The organism is Sphaerotilus uruguayifluvii, assembly GCF_013294065.1.
In the GTDB taxonomy this organism is placed as follows: domain Bacteria; phylum Pseudomonadota; class Gammaproteobacteria; order Burkholderiales; family Burkholderiaceae_C; genus Sphaerotilus; species Sphaerotilus uruguayifluvii.
In genome coordinates this window covers 36,081-53,546 of record NZ_JABSNM010000016.1, presented here as the reverse complement: position 1 = coordinate 53,546, position 17,466 = coordinate 36,081, and the positions used below count along the sequence as shown (strand labels likewise).

Annotated in this window: 13 protein-coding genes; 7 read left to right on the top strand and 6 right to left on the bottom strand. The window is 73.2% G+C overall.

Annotated features, from left to right (window positions below; genetic code table 11):
- Positions 1 to 6: 6 nt before the first annotated feature.
- Both HNQ01_RS16335 and HNQ01_RS16330 read left to right on the top strand, forming a co-directional pair.
- The gene (locus tag HNQ01_RS16335) at positions 7 to 630 is read left to right on the top strand and encodes a bifunctional 4-hydroxy-2-oxoglutarate aldolase/2-dehydro-3-deoxy-phosphogluconate aldolase (protein ID WP_173806490.1); all 624 of its coding nucleotides are present in this window, start codon (positions 7 to 9) and stop codon (positions 628 to 630) included.
- A 90-nt stretch (positions 631 to 720) separates the two neighbouring features.
- Entirely contained in the window at positions 721 to 1,689 is a 969-nt protein-coding gene (locus HNQ01_RS16330; RefSeq protein ID WP_173806489.1) for a cation diffusion facilitator family transporter, read from the top strand.
- A 7-nt stretch (positions 1,690 to 1,696) separates the two neighbouring features.
- Here the strand turns inward: HNQ01_RS16330 and HNQ01_RS16325 are convergent, their stop codons facing one another.
- Positions 1,697 to 1,996 carry a hypothetical protein gene (locus HNQ01_RS16325; RefSeq protein WP_173806488.1) on the bottom strand — a complete coding sequence of 100 codons (300 nt, stop codon included), beginning with the start codon at positions 1,994 to 1,996 and terminating at the stop codon, positions 1,697 to 1,699.
- Positions 1,997 to 2,300: 304 nt separating this feature from the next.
- Between HNQ01_RS16325 and HNQ01_RS16320 the strand changes: the two genes are divergently transcribed.
- Both HNQ01_RS16320 and HNQ01_RS16315 read left to right on the top strand, forming a co-directional pair.
- Complete coding sequence (locus HNQ01_RS16320) at positions 2,301 to 2,558, top strand: PepSY domain-containing protein (protein ID WP_173806487.1); 258 nt, start codon at positions 2,301 to 2,303, stop codon at positions 2,556 to 2,558.
- On the top strand, positions 2,555 to 3,112 hold the full coding sequence (locus HNQ01_RS16315; protein WP_353621724.1) for a cytochrome b/b6 domain-containing protein: 558 nt from the start codon (positions 2,555 to 2,557) through the stop codon (positions 3,110 to 3,112). Before HNQ01_RS16320 ends, HNQ01_RS16315 begins: the two co-directional genes overlap by 4 nt.
- 16 nt (positions 3,113 to 3,128) lie before the next feature.
- Here the strand turns inward: HNQ01_RS16315 and HNQ01_RS16310 are convergent, their stop codons facing one another.
- A complete protein-coding gene (locus tag HNQ01_RS16310; RefSeq protein WP_173806486.1) occupies positions 3,129 to 3,986 on the bottom strand; it encodes a 23S rRNA (adenine(2030)-N(6))-methyltransferase RlmJ in 858 nt (285 codons plus the stop codon).
- A gap of 179 nt (positions 3,987 to 4,165) precedes the next feature.
- Here HNQ01_RS16310 and HNQ01_RS16305 point away from each other — a divergent pair, with 179 nt between their 5' ends.
- From HNQ01_RS16305 to HNQ01_RS16295, 3 genes are all read left to right on the top strand, one after another.
- Positions 4,166 to 5,485: an acetyl-CoA hydrolase/transferase family protein gene (locus HNQ01_RS16305; protein WP_173806485.1), complete on the top strand. Its 1,320-nt coding sequence runs from the start codon at positions 4,166 to 4,168 to the stop codon at positions 5,483 to 5,485.
- Between the two features lie 105 nt (positions 5,486 to 5,590).
- A complete protein-coding gene (locus tag HNQ01_RS16300; protein WP_173806484.1) occupies positions 5,591 to 8,005 on the top strand; it encodes a methyl-accepting chemotaxis protein in 2,415 nt (804 codons plus the stop codon).
- Complete coding sequence (locus HNQ01_RS16295; RefSeq protein ID WP_173806483.1) at positions 8,002 to 9,528, top strand: chemotaxis protein CheW; 1,527 nt, start codon at positions 8,002 to 8,004, stop codon at positions 9,526 to 9,528. The genes HNQ01_RS16300 and HNQ01_RS16295 overlap by 4 nt, the downstream gene beginning before the upstream one ends.
- A 21-nt stretch (positions 9,529 to 9,549) precedes the next feature.
- Here HNQ01_RS16295 and HNQ01_RS22615 read toward each other — a convergent pair whose 3' ends face one another.
- Genes HNQ01_RS22615 through HNQ01_RS16275 form a run of 4 tightly spaced genes read right to left on the bottom strand, consistent with a single transcriptional unit; the run spans position 9,550 to position 17,452 of the window.
- Positions 9,550 to 13,857: an SNF2-related protein gene (locus HNQ01_RS22615; RefSeq protein ID WP_173806482.1), complete on the bottom strand. Its 4,308-nt coding sequence runs from the start codon at positions 13,855 to 13,857 to the stop codon at positions 9,550 to 9,552.
- A gap of 54 nt (positions 13,858 to 13,911) precedes the next feature.
- Positions 13,912 to 14,310: a lactoylglutathione lyase gene (gene gloA, locus HNQ01_RS16285; protein ID WP_173806481.1), complete on the bottom strand. Its 399-nt coding sequence runs from the start codon at positions 14,308 to 14,310 to the stop codon at positions 13,912 to 13,914.
- The gene (locus tag HNQ01_RS16280; protein WP_173806480.1) at positions 14,307 to 16,442 is read right to left on the bottom strand and encodes a transglutaminase TgpA family protein; all 2,136 of its coding nucleotides are present in this window, start codon (positions 16,440 to 16,442) and stop codon (positions 14,307 to 14,309) included. The genes gloA and HNQ01_RS16280 overlap by 4 nt, the downstream gene beginning before the upstream one ends.
- Positions 16,439 to 17,452 carry a DUF58 domain-containing protein gene (locus HNQ01_RS16275; RefSeq protein WP_173806479.1) on the bottom strand — a complete coding sequence of 338 codons (1,014 nt, stop codon included), beginning with the start codon at positions 17,450 to 17,452 and terminating at the stop codon, positions 16,439 to 16,441. Before HNQ01_RS16275 ends, HNQ01_RS16280 begins: the two co-directional genes overlap by 4 nt.
- Between the last annotated feature and the right edge of the window lie 14 nt (positions 17,453 to 17,466).

The following is a 17,466-nucleotide window of genomic DNA, read 5'->3' as shown; positions in this document are numbered from 1 at the left end:
CTCCCCATGAACACCCTCGATCTGGCCGGCCACGGCCCCGTCATTCCCGTCATCGTCATCGACCGCGTCGAGGACGCGGTGCCGCTGGCCCGCGCGCTGGTCGCCGGCGGTGTCAAGGTGCTGGAGGTGACGCTGCGCACCCCGGCGGCGCTCGACTGCATCAAGGCGATGATCGCCGAGGTGCCCGAGGCCATCGTCGGCGCCGGCACGGTGCGCTCGATCGCCGACGCGCAGGCCGCCAGGGACGCCGGCTGCCAGTTCGCCGTCAGCCCCGGCTACACCCCCGAGATCGGCCGCGCCTGCCTGGACATCGGCCTGCCGCTGCTGCCGGGCGTGTCCACCGCCAGCGAGGTCATGATGGCCAGCGCCGACGGCTACCGCTTCCTGAAGCTGTTCCCGGCCACCGCGGTGGGCGGCGTCAACCTGCTCAAGGCCTTCGCCAGCCCCTTCCACGACGTGGTGTTCTGCCCGACCGGCGGCATCACGCTGGAGACGGCGCCGCAGTTCCTGTCGCTGCCCAACGTGAAGGTGTGCGGCGGCTCGTGGCTCACCCCGGCCGACGCGGTCAAGGCCGGCGACTGGGCGCGCATCACCCGGCTGGCGGCCGAGGCGCAGGCGCTGCGCGGCTGATCCGCGCCGGGCCTCACGCCGGCTTCAGCACCGGCGCTAGGATGAGGGGATCTCCACTTTCACGCCGGCCCTCCGGGTCGGCCCGCTCCGATGCAGTTTTCCCCTCTGCCCGATGACGACGAGGACGGTCCCGGTCTTGCCGAGGACCGCGCCCGGGCCGCGTCCCGCAGCACCTGGGTCAGCGTGATCGTCAATCTGGTGCTGACGACGGTCCAGATCGTCGCCGGCGTGCTGTCGAAGTCCCAGGGCCTGATCGCCGACGGCATCCACTCGCTGTCGGATCTGGTGGCCGATTTCGTCGTGCTGCTGGCCAGCCATCACAGCCGCAAGGACGCCGACGAGGACCACCCCTACGGCCACCAGCGCTTCGAGAACGCCGCCTCGCTGGTGCTGGGCGCGCTGCTGCTGGCCGTGGGGCTGGGCATGGTCTGGTCGGCCATCCTCAAGCTCGAGAACCCGGACGAGATCGCGCCGGTCGCGCCGCTGGCGCTGTGGGTGGCCGGGCTGGCGCTGCTGGCCAAGGAGGGCCTGTTCCGCTACATGCTGGCGGTGGCCAAGCGGGTCAAGTCGAGCATGCTGGTGGCCAACGCCTGGCATGCGCGCTCGGATGCGGCCTCCTCGCTGGTGGTCGGACTGGGCATCGTCGGCAACCTGGCCGGCTACCCGCTGCTCGATCCGATCGCCGCGCTGATCGTCGGCTTCCTGGTCGCTCGCATGGGCTGGGAGTTCGGCTGGGACGCGCTGCACGACCTGATGGACCGGGCGGTCGACGACAGCGAGGTCGAGGCCATCCGCGAGACGCTGGCCGGCACGCCCGGCGTCAGCGGCGTGCACGACATCCGCACCCGCAAGATGGGCGACATGATCGTCGTCGACGCGCACCTCGAGGTCGAGGCCACGCTCAGCGTCGAGGCCGGCCACGACATCGCCGTCGAGGCCCGGCGCCGGGTCATGCAGCGCCACCGGGTGCTGAACCTGATGACCCATGTCGATCCGTGGCGTCGCCCGGATCTCGACCATGCCGTGCCGCCGCCGCCGGTGGCGGCCGCGCTGCGCTGAGCCGCGTTCAGAGCAGCAGCGCCTGCACCGCCCACGACGCCAGCACCTGCAGCATCGGCCAGCCCAGGCCGAAGCCCAGCAGGTGCGAGGCGCGCTCGCGCGGTGGCACCAGCGGCGTGAACGCGATCGACACGCCCACCAGCATCACCCAGGCGCCGAACAGCGCCTTCTCGACCGAGGGGCTCAGGCCGGGCAGCAGCCCCATCAGCAGCGTCAGCAGCGTCATCGCCAGCACCTGCAGCGCGACCAGCAGCCAGGCGGTGCTGCGCACGGCGGGCGAGGCGATCGGGGCGAGGACGAGATTCATGGCGGACTCCGCGGACCAGGGATCGGAACAGGATCTGCACGGGATCGGTACTGTCCCGTGTTTGTGGGGTGTCCTTCATGATAGATGCGAAAATTTGCCGCATCGAGCGCTGAATCCGTCAAGAAAGGCAAAGTGGACCCCCCTTTTCAAGGGGGTATGTCTCGCCGGCATCTTTCGTGCCCATCGGTTTTTTCGTCCCTGATCCGCGGTCCGGCTTCAGTCCGGCTTCACGCCCCGGCGCTGCAATGCGATCGCGGCCCCGCCCGGGGTCGTTCCCCCTGACCCCGAACGAAGGACCGAAACGATGAACCGACTGATGATCCTGATCGCCGCGCTGCTGACCGCCACCGCCGCCACCGCCGGCCCGACCTGCAAGGCGCCGAAGGAGAGCTGGATGAAGGAGGCCGACTTCAAGGCCAAGCTCGAGGGCGAGGGCTACAAGATCAAGACCTTCAAGGTCACGAAGGGCCAGTGCTACGAGATCTACGGCCAGGACAAGGCTGGCAAGAAGGTCGAGATCTACTTCGACCCGGCCACGGCCGCGGTGCTCGAGTCCAAGTGAGCACGGGCACGTCGCCGTCCGACCTGGAGCCTGGAGAGGTCCGGGTGTGGGATCCGTTCGTGCGGATCTTCCACTGGGGCCTGGTGGCCTGCATCGCGCTCAACGAGTTCGTCATCGACGATGGCGAGCGGGTGCACCAGTGGATCGGCTACGCGGCCGGCGCGCTGGTGCTCGCGCGCATCGTCTGGGGCTTCGTCGGCACGCGGCATGCGCGCTTCGCCGATTTCTGGCCGACGCCAGCGCGGCTGCGCGCCCATCTGGCCGACCTGCGGGCCGGCTGCCACGGCACGCACGCCGGCCACAACCCGCTGGGCGCGCTGATGATGCTGGCGCTGCTGGCGGTGGTGCTGGCGCTGGGCGTCACCGGCTGGCTGCAGACCACCGACGCCTTCTGGGGCGAGGAATGGCTGCAGGAGCTGCATGAGGGGCTGGCCGAGGCCCTGCTCGGACTGGCCGGCGTGCATGTGGCCGCGGCGCTGCTGATGAGCGCGGTCGAGCGCACCAACCTGGTCGCCGCGATGGTCAGCGGCATCAAGCGGCGCCGGCCGCGCTGAGCGGCGTCCGGCGTCTTCAGCGCGTGCCTTGCTCGAGCACGAAGCTGGCACCGTCGTGCTGGGCCAGCTCGCGCTTGAGCACCGGCAGCGTCTGCGCCAGCATCTGCTGCAGCACGAAGGGCGGGTTGATCACGAACATGCCCGAGCCCAGCATGCCGAAGCCGTCGCTGGTCGGTGCGGCCACCGACAGGCTGGCGTGCAGCCAGCCGCGGCGCGCGCCCTGGTTGGCCGCGGCCTTGAGCCGGCTGACCATCTCGCGGGGCTCCAGCCGTTGCAGCTGCGGGTACCAGACCAGGATCACCGCGTCCTCGAAGCGCTCCAGGCCCTCGCGCACCGCGGCGACCACCTTGGCGTAGTCGGTCTTGATCTCGTAGGACGGGTCGATCAGCACCACCGCGCGGCGCGAGGGCGGCGGCAGGTCGGCCTTGAGCGCGCCGAAGCCGTCGCGGTTCATCACCGCCGTCTCGCGCCGCTCGGCCATCGTCTCCTGCAGCAGCGGGAAGTCGGTCGAGTGCAGCTCGTACAGGCGCATGCGGTCGTCAGCGCGCAGCAGCATCTTGGCCAGCGTGGGCGAGCCGGGATAGCGCATCAGCCGCGAGGCGTCCGGGTTGAAGGCCTTCACCAGCCCGACGTAGTCGGCCAGCGCCTCGGGCAGGTCGCTGCGGCCCCAGAGGCGGCCGATGCCGTCGTCGTACTCGGCGTGCTTGCGGGCGTGGTTGCTGTCGAGGCCGTAGCCGCCGGCGCCGGCGTGGGTGTCGATCAGGGTCAGGGGCTTGTCCTTCTGCGTCATGTAGCGCAGCACCTGGGTCAGGACGAGGTGCTTGAGGACGTCGGCATGGTTGCCGGCATGGAAGGCGTGGCGGTAGGCGAGCATGGGCGCGATTGTCGCCGGGATCGCCGCATGAAACATCGATGTAACCGGTGACGCGAGGGTGACTGTCCGGGCCCCCGCTGCAGGCCGGCGCTTCCTAGAATGGGCCGGACGGCCCAGCCCCCAGGAACCCCGAACACTCACAGGCACTCAACCAGCCCAGGGCCCAGGAGAAACAGCACATGAACCGAGTTCCCACCCTTGCATCGCCCCAGTCGCTCTACCAGGACCGGCTGGGCCGCGCCGACGAGGTCCTCGCCGCGCGGGTGCGCGACGGCGACACCGTGCTGGTCGCCTCGGCCGTCGGCGAGCCGCCCGAGCTGCTGCGCGCGCTGTCGGCGCGGCGCGACCGGCTCTCCGACGTGACGATCAGCCAGCTGCTGCCGCTGGCGCCGCAGGGCTACATGCAGGATCCCGATCCGTCGCGGCTGCGCGCGCGCTCGCTGTTCCTGAGCGCGTCGATCCGCGCCGGCTTTCCCGCCGGCTGGGTCGATCAGGTGCCCTGCCATTTCTCGGAGATCCCGCGCCTGATCCGCCGCGGCGAGCAGCGCTGCGAGGTGGTGATGACGCTGGCCTCGCCGATGGACGAGCACGGCTTCTTCTCGATCAGCCTGAGCCCGGACTTCACGATGGCGGCGATCGAGCGCGCCCGCGAGGTGATCCTGGAGGTCAACCCGAACGTGCCCTTCGCCTTCGGGGCCTGCCATGTGCACATCTCGCAGGTGAGCGCCATCGTCGAGAGCGGCGCGCCGCTGCGCGAGGTCGGCCTGCCGGAGATCGACGAGGTGCAGCGCACCATCGGCGCGCATGTGGCCGGCCTGGTGCGCGACGGCGACACGCTGCAGCTGGGCTACGGCAGCATCCCGGACGCGGTGGTGACCCAGCTGCACGACAAGCGCGATCTGGGCATCCACACCGAGATGATGGGCGACGGCCTGCTGTCGCTGGTCGAGAGCGGCGCGGTCACCTGCCGGCGCAAGAACTTCATGCCCGGGCGCATCGTCGCCACCTTCGGCATGGGCTCCGCGCGGCTCTACCGCGCGATGCACCGCAATCCGATGCTGGAGATGCATCCGGTCGACTTCACCAACGATCCGGCGATCGCCGGGCGCAACGACAACCTGGTGGCGATCAACGCCTCGCTGCAGGTCGATCTGTCGGGCCAGTGCGGCTCCGAGAGCTTCGGGCCGACGCCGTTCTCCGGCACCGGCGGCCAGGCCGACTTCATCCGCGCGGCCAACCTGTCGGAGGGCGGGCGCGGCATCATCGTGCTGCCGTCGACCGCGCGCGGCGGCACCGTCTCGCGCATCGCGCCGGTGCTCTCGCCGGGCACCTTCGTGTCGACGACCAAGAACGACGTCAACTATGTCGTCACCGAACACGGCATCGCGCAGCTGCGCGGGCGCTCGCTGCGCGAGCGCGCCGCCGCGCTGATCGCCATCGCGCATCCGGACTTCCGCGGCGAGCTGCGCGAGGCGGCGCGCCGCATGTCGCTGATCTGAAAGCCCGGATCCGACAGGGGGGCAATCGGGGTCCTGATCCGCGGATCGGGGGTGGGGGCAGGGTGCCGAGAATCATCGGGCCGCAGTTCCCAGCTCCCGCCGACGATGAACACCCCGAACCTCACCGAATCCAGCATCTCCGCGATCAACAGCCACCTGATGGTGGCGGAGATCGAGTTCGACGGCACGGTCCGCAGCGCCAACGACGCCTTTCTCGCGCATTTCGAGAGCCGTCGCGAGGACGTGATCGGCCAGCCCTACAGCCGCTTCTGCACGGAAGTCCGGCCCACGGGCGAGCCGGGCGGCCTGCTCGAGCTGCTGCACGACGGCAGGCCGGTGATCCGCACGCTGCGCCACATCGGCCCGCAGGCCCGGACCGTCTGGCTGGCGCTGTCGATGCTGCCGGTGCGCGATCCGCAGGGGCATCCGGTCCATGTGCTGATGCTGGCGCGGGACGTGACCGAGGCCAAGGCCCAGTCGGTCGAGAACCAGTGCCGGCTCGACGCGATCTCGCGCTCGCATGGCATCGTCGAGTTCGACCTGACGGGCAACATCCTCGACGCCAACGACAACTTCCTGAAGCTCGTCGGCTACACGCGCGAGGAGCTGCGCGGCCAGCATCACCGCGTCTTCGTCGACAACAGCGAGGGGCGCTCGTCCGAGTACCGGCAGTTCTGGCACGCGCTGGCGCATGGCGAGGTGCTCTCCGGCGAGTACCTGCGCTTCGGCAAGAACGGTCGTCGCATCTGGATCCAGGCCAGCTACAACCCGGTCCTCGACGGCGATGGCCAGCCGGTGAAGGTGGTCAAGCACTGCCGCGACATCACCGAGGCCAGGCAGCAGAGCCTCGAGACCCAGACGATGATGGACGCGGTCTCCGCCACCAGCTGCATGATGGTGCTCGATCGAGATGGCTGCATCCAGTCGATCAACGACCGGTTCGTGCAGGCGCTGGGCTGTTCGCGCGAGGAGCTGATCGGGCGTGCCGAGAGCTCGCTGCTGTTCGACGACGACAGCCATTCCCCGGAATACGAGGCGATGTGGCAGGGCCTGCGCTCCGGGCGCTCCTGCAGCGGCGCCTTCCGTCGCAAGGCCGCGGGCGGGCGCGAGGCGTGGTTCTCGTCGACGCGCAGTCCGGTGATGAACCTGGACGGCACGCTGATGAAGGTGCTGATCCTGGCCCAGGACATCACCCAGGAGCAGCAGGCCCGGCTCGATGCGGCCGGCAAGCTCGGCGCGATCGACCGCGCGCAGGCGGTGATCGAGTTCGACCTGAGCGGGCGGGTGCTGCACGCCAACGAGAACTTCCTGCGCCTGTTCGACTACAAGGCCGAGGACATCGCCGGCCGGCACCACCGCATGTTCGTCGCGCCGGCCGAGGTCGGCTCGAGCGACTACCAGACCTTCTGGGAGCGGCTCTCGCGCGGCGAGTATTTCTCCGGCGAGTACAAGCGCATCGGCCGGGACGGGCGCGAGATCTGGATCCAGGCCACCTACAACCCGATCCTGGACCGGCGCGGCCATCCGGTGAAGGTGGTCAAGTTCGCCAGCGACGTCACCGAGGCGCGGCTGCGCAATGCCGAGTACGTCGCCAAGGTCCAGGCGATGGACATCGGCCAGGCGGTGATCGAGTTCGACCTCGATGGCCGGGTGCTGAGCGCCAACCGCAACTTCCTCGCCGCGATGGGCTACACGCTGCGCGAGATCCAGGGCATGCACCACAGCATGTTCTGCACGCCGGAATACACCCAGGGCGAGGAGTACCGCGACTTCTGGCTGCGCCTGGGCGAGGGCAGGTTCCTCAGCGGCCGCTTCCACCGGGTGGGCAAGTACAACCGCGATGTCTGGATCCAGGCGACCTACAACCCGATCCTCGACCTCAACGGCCGGGTCATGAAGATCGTCAAGTACGCCTTCGACGTCACGAAGGAGGTGCAGCTGGAGAAGCGCATCGCCTCCAAGTCGGCCGAGATGAGCGAGAGCGTGGCCAGCCTGGTGGCCAGCATCACCGAGATCGCGCGCAACTCCGGCGTCGCCGCCGAGATGGCGGGCGAGGCGGCCTGCGCCGCGCAGGGCGGCTTCGCGGCGCTGCAGAAGTCGATCGAGACCATCGGCAGCATCCAGACCAGCTCGGTGCGGGTCTCCGAGATCGTGCGCGTGATCGGCGAGATCGCCAGCCAGACCAATCTGCTGGCCTTCAACGCCGCGATCGAGGCGGCGCGCGCCGGCCAGCACGGCGTGGGCTTCTCGGTGGTGGCCGGCGAGGTGCGCAAGCTCGCCGAGCGCAGCTCGGTGGCGGCGCGCGAGATCGCCAAGCTGATCGAGGAGTCGGTGATGCAGGTCGGCCATGGCGCCGAGGTCAGCAAGGAGGCCGCGCGCAGCTTCGAGGGCATCATGAGCAGCGTCGGGCGCACCCGCTCGAGCGTGTCCGAGATCGCCCAGGCCACCGAGGGCCAGCGGCGTCTGGCCGGCGAGGTCTCCGGGCTGATCGGGGCGCTGACCGGCTCGGTGAAGTCGTGAGCGGAATCGATCCGGCCGGCGACTTCGGCGGCATGCGGGTCGGCGGCCTGCAGCTGGCGCTGCCGATGAGCGCGCTGCGCGAGGTCGTGCCCTGCGGCCGGCTCGAGCGCCTGCCGGTGCGGGCCGAGGGGCTGCTCGGCGCGATCGACCTGCGCGGCGTGCTGGTGCCGGTGCTGGACCTGCGGCCGCTGATCGGGCTGGCGATCGATCCGGTCGACTGGCCGTGCGTCGTGCTGGTGGTGCATGACGGTCGCATCCTGGGGCTGCTGTGCGAGGGCGTGACGGGCGTGTTCCGCAGCGAGGGCGGGCGGATGAACCGCGCCGCGCCGGGCGGGCTGCTGGCCGGCAGCCTGCGCCGTGCCGACGACGCGGGCCTGATCAGCGTGCTGTCGCCGGCGGCGCTGCTGGCGCTGCCCGGTCTGCCCTGCGTCGAGGATCCGGAGCCGCAGCGCCAGCGGGTGCATGACGGCAGCGTCAGCGACGAGCCGCTGGCCTCGGGCCTGCCGATGCTGCTGATGACCTGCGGCCGCGTCCCGCTGGCGCTGCCGGCGATGGCGGTGCATGCGACGCTGCCCTCGCCGCAGGTGCGCGCCTCGGTGCTGGGCGGATCCGGGGCCTGCATCGGCGTGCTCGAGCATGCGGGCGAGGAGGTGCCGGTGGTCGATCTGCCGGCGCTGTGCGGGCTCGGCCGGATGGAGCGTGCGCAGGAGGCGACGCACCAGGCCTTCATGGTGCGGCTCGAGGCCGGCCTGGTGGCCTTCCTGATCGACCGGGTGCTCGACGTGGTGCGCGTCGATGACGATGCGGTGATGCCGGTGCCGGCGTTTGCGCTGCCGCGGCAGGACCTGTTCGAGGGCGGGCTGTCCATCCAGGCGCTGGCCGAGGAGGTGCGCGCGCTGCTGCCGCCGACGGTGCAGCAGTTCCTGGTGCTGAGCCCGCGGGGCCTGCTCGGACACGCCGGGCTCCAGGCCCTGGCGGCCAGCGGTCGGCCGGTCGCGGCGCTGCGCGGGGCCGCCGCGGGGTCGGCGCCGGCGGACGGCGCCGCGGCCGTGGCGCTGCAGGCCGCCGGCCAGCGCGCGATGGTGACCTACCAGCTCGGCCGCGAGGTGGCCACGCCGATCGGGCAGATCCGCGAGATCCTGCCCTTCGGCTGCGAGATCGCGGTGCTCGAGGTCGGCGGCGTGATGCTCGGTCTGGTCGCGCACCGGGGCCGCTCGATCCCGGTGATGTGCCTGAGCCGGCTGCACGGCCTGCCGCCGCCGGCAGTCACGCCGGCGGTCAGCGTGCTGGTGGTCGAGGCCGAAGAGGGCGTGCCGGTGGGCTTCGCGGTGCCGATGCTGCGCAGCATCGAGCCGGCCGACTGGGAGCCGGCGCTGCCCGTGCTGGGCGATGCCCGCGATGCGCTGGCGCAGGCGGTGCACTCGCGCCAGCTCGCCCAGGTCGGGCAGGGCGACGCGCGCCGCATGCTGCAGATGGTCGACCTGCAGCGCATCGCGCGTGCGCTGCAGCAGCAGGCGGCCTGAGCCGCCCCGCTGCCGCCGGCCTCACTGCGGATCGTCGCCGCGCATCAGCGCCAGCAGCTCCTGCGGTGCCAGCGGGGCCTGGGCCGGGCCGTCGCCGCCGTCGAGCACCTGCGCCGCCAGCTCGCGCTTGTCGTGGTGCAGCGCGACGATGCGCTCCTCCAGCGTGCCCTGGCGCACCAGCCGGTAGACGGTGACCGGGCGCTGCTGGCCGATGCGGTGGGCGCGGCCCGAGGCCTGGTCCTCGGCGGCCGGGTTCCACCACGGGTCGGCGATCACGACGTAGTCGGCCGCGGTCAGGTTCAGGCCGAAGCCGCCGGCCTTCAGGCTGATCAGGAAGAAGTCGCCCTCGCCGTCCTGGAAGGCGGCGACGCGGCGGCTGCGTTCGGCCGCGGGCGTCGCGCCATCCAGGTACTGGTGGCTCAGGCCGGCCTCGTCGAGCGTGGCGCGCAGCAGCTGCAGGAAGTCGACGAACTGGCTGAAGACCAGCGTGCGGTGGCCGTTGGCGGCCAGCTCGCGCGCCAGCTCGCCGAAGGCGCGCACCTTGGCGCCGGCCAGCGACAGCTCCGGCGTGACCAGGCGCGGATCGCAGGCGGCGCGGCGCAGCCGGGTCAGCTGCGCCAGCAGGTGGAGCTGGGCGGTGCCGCTGCCGGCGTCGCCCTGCAGCGCCTCCTCCGCCTCCTTCAGCGCCTGGCGGCGCAGCGCCTCGTAGTGCGCCTGCTCGGCCGGCTCGGCCTCGACCGGCAGGACCAGCTCGGTGCGCGGCGGCAGGTCCTCGAGCACCTGCGACTTGGTGCGGCGCAGGATGAAGGGCCCGACCAGCCGGCGCAGCGTGCGCTGGCGGCCGCGGTGGCGGTCGCGCTCGATCGGCACCGCGAAGCGCTCCGAGAACTGCGCCTGCGTGCCCAGCAGGCCCGGATTGCAGATCTGCATGATCGACCACAGCTCGGCCAGCCGGTTCTCGATCGGCGTGCCTGAGAGCGCCAGTCGGAAGTCCGCGTGCAGCGCATGCACCGCCTGGCTGCGCCGCGCCGCGGCGTTCTTGACCGCCTGCGCCTCGTCGAGCACCAGCGTGTGCCAGTCGCGGCCGGCAAAGCCCTCGGCGTCGAGCTGCAGCAGCGTGTACGACACCAGCAGCACCTCGTTCGGGCCGGCGGCCGCACGCAGCGCCTCGCGCTCGGCCGGTGGCGTCGCGCCGAAGTCGCTCAGGCGCAGCGCCGGCGCGAAGCGGCGCGCCTCGGCCAGCCAGTTGCCGATCAGCGAGGTCGGCGCCACCACCAGCGCCGCGCCGCCGCGCCCGCGCGCCAGCAGCACCGCCAGCGCCTGCAGCGTCTTGCCCAGGCCCATGTCGTCGGCCAGGATCGCCCCGAAGCCGGCGCCGGCGCGGCGCATCGCCCACTCGAAGCCTTCCTGCTGATAGGGCCGCAGCTCGGCCTGCAGCGTGCCGGGCAGGCGCGGCACCTGACGCTCGAGCTGCGCCAGCCGCTCGACGCGCTCGCGAAAGCGCGCGTCGGTCTCGAGCCGGCTGCCCTCGAGCGTCTGTTCCAGCCACGGCGCGGCCAGCGGCGTCAGGCGTGCGGCGTCCTGGCGGGTCTCGGCCACGCCGGCCATGTCCTCGAGCCGGCCGCGCAGTTCCTCGGTCAGCGCCAGATAGCGGCCGTCGCCCATCGGCACGAAGCGGCTGCGCTGCGTGCGGCTCCAGTCGAGCAGCCGCCCGAGGCTGAAGACCAGCTGCTCGTCGATCTCGACGCCGCCGTCGAGCGCCAGCCAGTCCTGGCCGCTGCGCACCCGCACCTTGAGCTGCTGGAGTCCGGCGGCGTCGACCTGGATCGGTCGGCCGCGCGGCCAGTCCAGCGCCTCGACCGCCTGCAGCGTGTGCAGCCGCTCGAGCAGCGCCAGCGCCAGCTCGGGCTCGGCCACCGACCAGCGCGCCGGCGCCCCGTCGGGCAGCGGCTCGAGCATCGGGCAGGCCTCCAGCACCCGTTCCAGGTGATCGCGCTCGCGCGCCAGGTCGCGCCGCGTCGCGCGCGGCGTGCCGCCGCTCGACGAGGCGATCAGCCGCACCCGGCCCTGGCCGGGCTCCAGCCGCGGTCCCTCGGCGCCCAGCGGGGCCACCGCGAGCCGCAGCGCCAGCCCGTCGCCCTCGGGCGTGAGCTCGGCACGCAGCCGCGTCTCGGCCTCGACTTCCTGCGCCTGCGCGGGCGACGCGCCGTCCGGGCCGGTCGCACCGGCCCCTGCGCTGTCGCTGTGGATGCGGAAATGCGCGCCCAGACCGCGCAGCACCTCGTCGAGCTGCGCCATCGCCTCGTGCGGCACCTCCAGGCCGGTGCCGATGAGCTGCGCGGCGCGCTTCTGCGCCGCGCTGAAGCGCACCACCCGCGCCCGGTCCGGCCCGTCGCGCAGCACGGTGGTCAGCAGCAGCTGCTCGGCCTCGCGCTGGTCGGCGGCGTTGATGATCGGCAGCTGCGGCTCGCTGCGGTCGGCCTGCGGGTCGCACCAGCGCGGCGGCGGCAGCAGCGTGACCCGCAGCCGCGCGCCCAGGTCGGTCACGTCGATCTCGGCCGGTGTCTCGGTCAGGCTCACGTTCACGCCGGGCGTGTCGTCGAACTCGATCAGCGGATGGCCGACCAGCGCGACGATGGCCTGGGCCAGATCGAGGCGCTGGCCGCCGCGCTCGTGCACGCTGGCGCGGATGCAGCGCACCAGCCGCAGGTCCTGCGGCGGCAGGCTGTCGTCGCGCAGCAGCCGCGACAGCGGCAGCGCGCGCGGCTTGCCCCAGCCGCGCTGGCCCTGGCGCTGCTCCATCGGCTGGATGGCCTCCAGCGCGCCATGCAGGTTGACCGACAGCACCCACACCAGGCGGGTGGCTTGGCTGGCGCCTTCCGGACGCGCCGCGCTGTCCTGGCCGAGCCGGGCCAGCTCGTCGAGCGCGCGCTGCCAGGCGGGCTGGTGCAGCGACGCGCCGGTGATGAAGGGCCGCTCGGGCGCGCGGCCTTCCAGCACCGCCAGCGCCGACTCCATCAGCCCGGCCAGCAGCGTCAGGCCGCACTGGTGCAGGCGGGTGATCGTCTCCCGCGCGATCGTGCGCTCGGCCGCGGTGAGGGCGGGATCGCTGGCCGGGTCGTGCAGCCAGGCCCGGCCGATCCAGCTGGCCAGATCGTCCGGATGCAGGTGCGGCGGCCGGCTGCGGATCGGCAGCGCGCGCGGATCGCGTCGCTCCTCGCCCTGGCGCATGCGGATCGCCAGCGCCAGCAGGCCCCAGAGGCTGTCGGTGCCGGCCTGGCGTCGGCCGCTCTCGGTCAGGCAGAACTTCTGTGCCTGCGCCAGCGTCGCCGGCGTGCCCTGCGCCATCAGCGCCAGCACATGGCCCAGCGCGATCCAGGTCGGCAGCAGCTCCTTGCGCTGGCCGGTCACGCGGCGCAGGCCCTCCAGCGAGGCGACGTAGTGCCGGGTCGCCTCGTCCCAGCGTCCGGCGGCCATCGATCTCAGGCCGGCATGGGCCTCGAGCAGGGCCGACATCGGGTCCGTGGCGGGATCGGCGGGCTCGATCGGGGGCAGCGGCGGTTCGTCGGGCAGCTGCGCCAGCAGCCGCCATTCCTCGACGGCCATCGGCAGCGGGTGGCAGGACAGCAGCGCCATCAGGCGCGGATCGCGGCCGGCCTCGGCCAGCAGCGCATCGACCAGCTCGCGCATGGGCAGCCCGTCCGGGCAGCTCCAGCGGCGCATGCGCAGCTCCAGGCAGGACTGCAGCGTCTCCATGCGCATCAGCGGATGCAGCCGCGCCAGCAGGGGCACGTCCAGGCGATCGAACAGCGCGCGCTCGAGCACGGCCTGCCATTCCAGCCCCCAGCCGCAGCGCAGCCGCAGCGGCTCGAGCCGGTCGGGCGGGGAGCCGCCATACAGCGCCAGTCGCACCGCGGCGCAGGCCGCGTCCATGTTGACGAAGGGCGCGACGCGCATCCCGCCGCCAAAGGGCCGGGGCACCTCATCGGGGCCGTCGACCACGGCCAGCGCCCGGGCCAGCCGCTCCGGCGTGTCGCGCTCCAGCACGCCCAGCCAGGTGGCGGTGTGCAGCTCGTGCGGCACCGCCCAGTAGCCGCTGCGGCTCGGGTGACCGATCAGCCGGCCCTGCGCGGCCAGTTCGTCGACCGCGCGGCGCACCGCGTCGCCGGTGGGGGGGCGGCCCTTGTCGGTGAGCCAGCCGCAGGCCTGCAGGAACTTGTGGATGACGGTGCGCTGCCGGTAGCCGGTCAGCACGGCCAGCGCCTGCAGCACATCGCGCTGCAGCGGCGTCAGATCCTCGGGAAGCGGGACGGGGGGGGTGGGGGACACGGCACTCATCGGGGCCCGATTGTGCCGCTGCCGTGCAGCCACCTTCAGCCGGCTTCAGGTGCCGCGCTGGATCAGCTCGATCTTGTAGCCGTCCGGATCGGTGATGAAGGCGATCACGGTGCTGCCGCCCTGGACCGGGCCGGCCTCGCGGGTGACCGCGCCGCCCAGCGCCTGCGCGCGCTCGCGCACCGCCGCGCAGGTGGCCGCGGCGTCCTCCACGCCGACGGCGATGTGGCCGTAGGCGCTGCCCAGCTCGTAGCGGTCGACGCCGTGGTTGAAGGTGAGCTCCAGCTCGGCGTGCTCGGGGTTGCTGCCGTAGCCGAGAAAGGCCAGGTCGTACTTCTGCTCCGGCCGGTGCGTGGTGCGCAGCAGCGTCATGCCCATCACCTGGGTGTAGAAGTCGATCGAGCGCTGCAGGTCGCCGACGCGCAGCATGGTGTGGAGGATTCTCATCGCGGGGGATCGGAAGGTGGGGCGGCCGTCGCCGGGGCCGGTGGGCCGGGCCGGCGCGGCAGCCGGCGCGCCGCCTTCAGGGCCTCGCGCAGCAGCGGCCGCAGCGCCGGACGGCGGGCGACCGGTGCAGCGTAGCGCCATTCGCCCAGGCCCTGCAGCCGCAGGGCCACCGGCTCGCCGGCCTCGCCCCAGTGCAGACGCACCTGCTGCGCCAGTGTCGCCGGCGGGACCGAGGCCCGGCTGTCGAGGCCGCGCCGGGCCAGCTCCTGGCGCAGCCGCTCGTAGCCCTGCAGCCACAGCTCGTCGGGCGGGCGCTGGCGGCCGGCGCGCGCGGCCAGCAGCGCGCCGGCCAGTCCGAGCAGCCCGATCAGGCCGGCCAGCAGCCGCACCAGCCCGGCGGTGTCCGGCAGCGACCAGCCCAGCGCCCCGGCCAGGTCGCGCTGGCCCTGGCGGCCATAGCCCAGCACCCACTGGTTCCAGCGGTGGTCGGCGGCGCTCCACAGCGCGCGCATGCGCTCGAGCAGCGCCGGATCGAGCGCGGCGAAGGCGCCGTCGAGCCGGCGTCCGGCGCCGCCAGGGCCCGGCAGCATCACCCGCTCCGGCGCGATCGCCGCCGTCGGATCGACCCGCACCCAGCCCCGGCGCGGATCGTGGTACTCGACCCAGGCATGGGCATCGCTCTGGCGCACCTCGAGCACGCCGTTGACCGGATTGACCCGTCCGCCCTGGTAGCCGGTCACCAGCCGGGCCGGCACGCCCAGCGCGCGCATCGCGATGACGAAGGCGCTGGCGTAGTGCTCGCAGAAGCCGCTGCGGCGGTCGAGCCAGAACTCGTCGACCGGCTCGGGGCCGGACTCGCCCGGCGTCAGCGTGTAGACGTAGGGCTCGCGGCGGATGCGCTCGAGCAGGCGCTGGGCCAGGCGGGCCGGATCGCGTTCGCCGTCGCCGCCGAGCTGGCCGCGGGCCCAGGCGATGGTGCGCGGATGGTGGCCGGCCGGCAGCTCGACCTGCGGCTGCAGCGCCTCGGGCAGCGGCTGCGCGGCGACGAGCGCGGTGGCGGACGCGGGTGCGGGCGTGGACGGACGCGCGCCGGGGGCGACATGCTCGGGCGTGTCGAGCACCGCCTGCGCCTCGACCTGCAGCCGCGCGTCCAGCGGCCGCTCCGACAGCCAGGCACCGTCGCGGTGGCGCAGCCAGCGCGGATGGCCCTCGGCCGGCAGCGGGCCGAAGCGCGCCGACTCCAGCAGCGGCAGCGTGGTGATGCCCAGCGGCTCGACCGTCATGCGGTAGCGCAGCAGCGTCGCGCCGGGCCGCGGCGCCGGCAGCGGCTCGCCGCTGGCGCCGGGGCGGATGCGCCAGCCGGTGCCGTCGGGCTCGGCCAGCACCGGGCCGCGGAAGTACAGCCGCGCCGGCTCCGGCACCGGGCCGTCGAACTGCAGCCGCAGCGCCGGGCTGTCGTCCTGCGCCAGCTCGGCGACCTGGCCGAGCTGCAGCCGGTCCGACAGCCCGGTGCGCCCGCCGCCCTCCGACGGCAGGCTCCACAGCGGCGCCATGCGCGGGAACAGCAGGAACAGCAGCACGATCAGCGGCAGGCCGGTCAGCAGCAGCCGCGCCGCCAGCTTCAGCGACTGCAGCAGCGGCGGGCGGCCCTGGGGCATGTGCGCGAGCACCAGCGCGGCCAGGAGCGTCCACACCGAGAGCGCCATCGCCAGCGCGGTGGCCAGCGACTGCGAGTGCAGGAAGCTCGCCAGCACCAGGAAGAAGCCGAGAAAGAACACCACGGTGGCGTCGCGTCGCGCGCGCAGCTCTAGCGTCTTCAGCGCCGCCAGCACCACCAGCAGCGTCAGGCCGGCCGACTTGCCCAGCAGCGTCTGGTGGCTGAGCAGCGTGCCCGCGCCTGCGCCCAGCAGCGCCAGCAGCAGCATCCAGCGCGAGGGCAGCGCCGCGCCGCGCCAGGCCAGCCGCGCGCGCCAGGCCAGCGCCGCATAGGCCAGCGCGGCGCACCAGAGCGGCACCTGGCTGATCTGCGGCAGCAGCGTCCAGGCCAGCACCGCCAGCAGGAACAGCGTGTCGCGTGTCTCGCGCGGGCGGCTGTCGAGCGCGACGGTCCAGGCATGCAGCAGGCGGCTCATGGCGCCGTCTCCGCCGGGCGACCGCCCCACAGCGCCAGCGCGTCGAGCGCGGCGCGCCGCTGCACCGGACCGTGGCCGGGGCCGACATGCACCGCGCCCAGGTCGAGTCGCCAGCGCCGCCCCTCGGCCTCGGCCGCCAGCACCCAGGCGCACAGCCGGCTCAGCCGCGTCTCGCCGTCCAGGCCCTGCAGCCGGTCGCCGTCGAGCTGCAGGTCGCTGCCCTGGCGGGGCGGGGGCGGCGGGTCGCGCACCAGCAGGCCGCTGCCGGCGGCCAGGCTGCGCGCCGACAGCTTCCACAGCACCTGCGAGGGCCGGTCCTCGCGCCGCCACGGGCGGATGCCGTGCTCGCCGTCCTCGTCATGCCGCCACGCGGCGGCGCGGGCCGTGCCGTCCCGGGCCGGCGGCTCGGGCAGCGGCGGCGCGCCGGGCTCCGGCGCCGGCCAGACCAGCGGCTGCAGCGACAGCCGCCAGACGCTCCAGGCGCGGAACAGGCCGAGCGGGAAGCGGCAGTCGATCTCGATCGCCGGCAGCTCCAGCCGGCCGCGCCGTGCGGTCCGGCGGCCGAGCCGCAGCACCGCCGGGCCGTTCTCCGACAGGCTGACCTGCACCGTCTCGTCGCCGGGCCGGTCGCGCCAGCGCAGGCCGATGCCGTGGCGGCCGAAGTTCCACGGCGCACCCACGCGCAGGCGCTCGTCCAGCCGGATCTCCAGCAGCAGCTCGTCGCCGGCGAAGACCGGCTCGACCGGCATGGCCTGCAGCACCAGGCCGCGCAGCGCCGAATGGGTCGCGTGCAGCGCGACGACGCCGGCGCTGGCCAGCGAGAAGGTCAGCAGGTGGCCGAGGTTGAGCTGGTAGTTGATCGAGGCCAGCAGCAGCGCCAGCAGCAGCAGCGCGAACAGCCAGCCCGAGGCCGTCGGCAGGATGTAGAGGTTGCGGTGGGTCAGCTCGAGCCGGTCGGTGCGCGGGTGGCGCGCCTCCCACCAGAGCTGCCAGCGGCGCGGGCGTCGCATCGACGGGGCGGCTC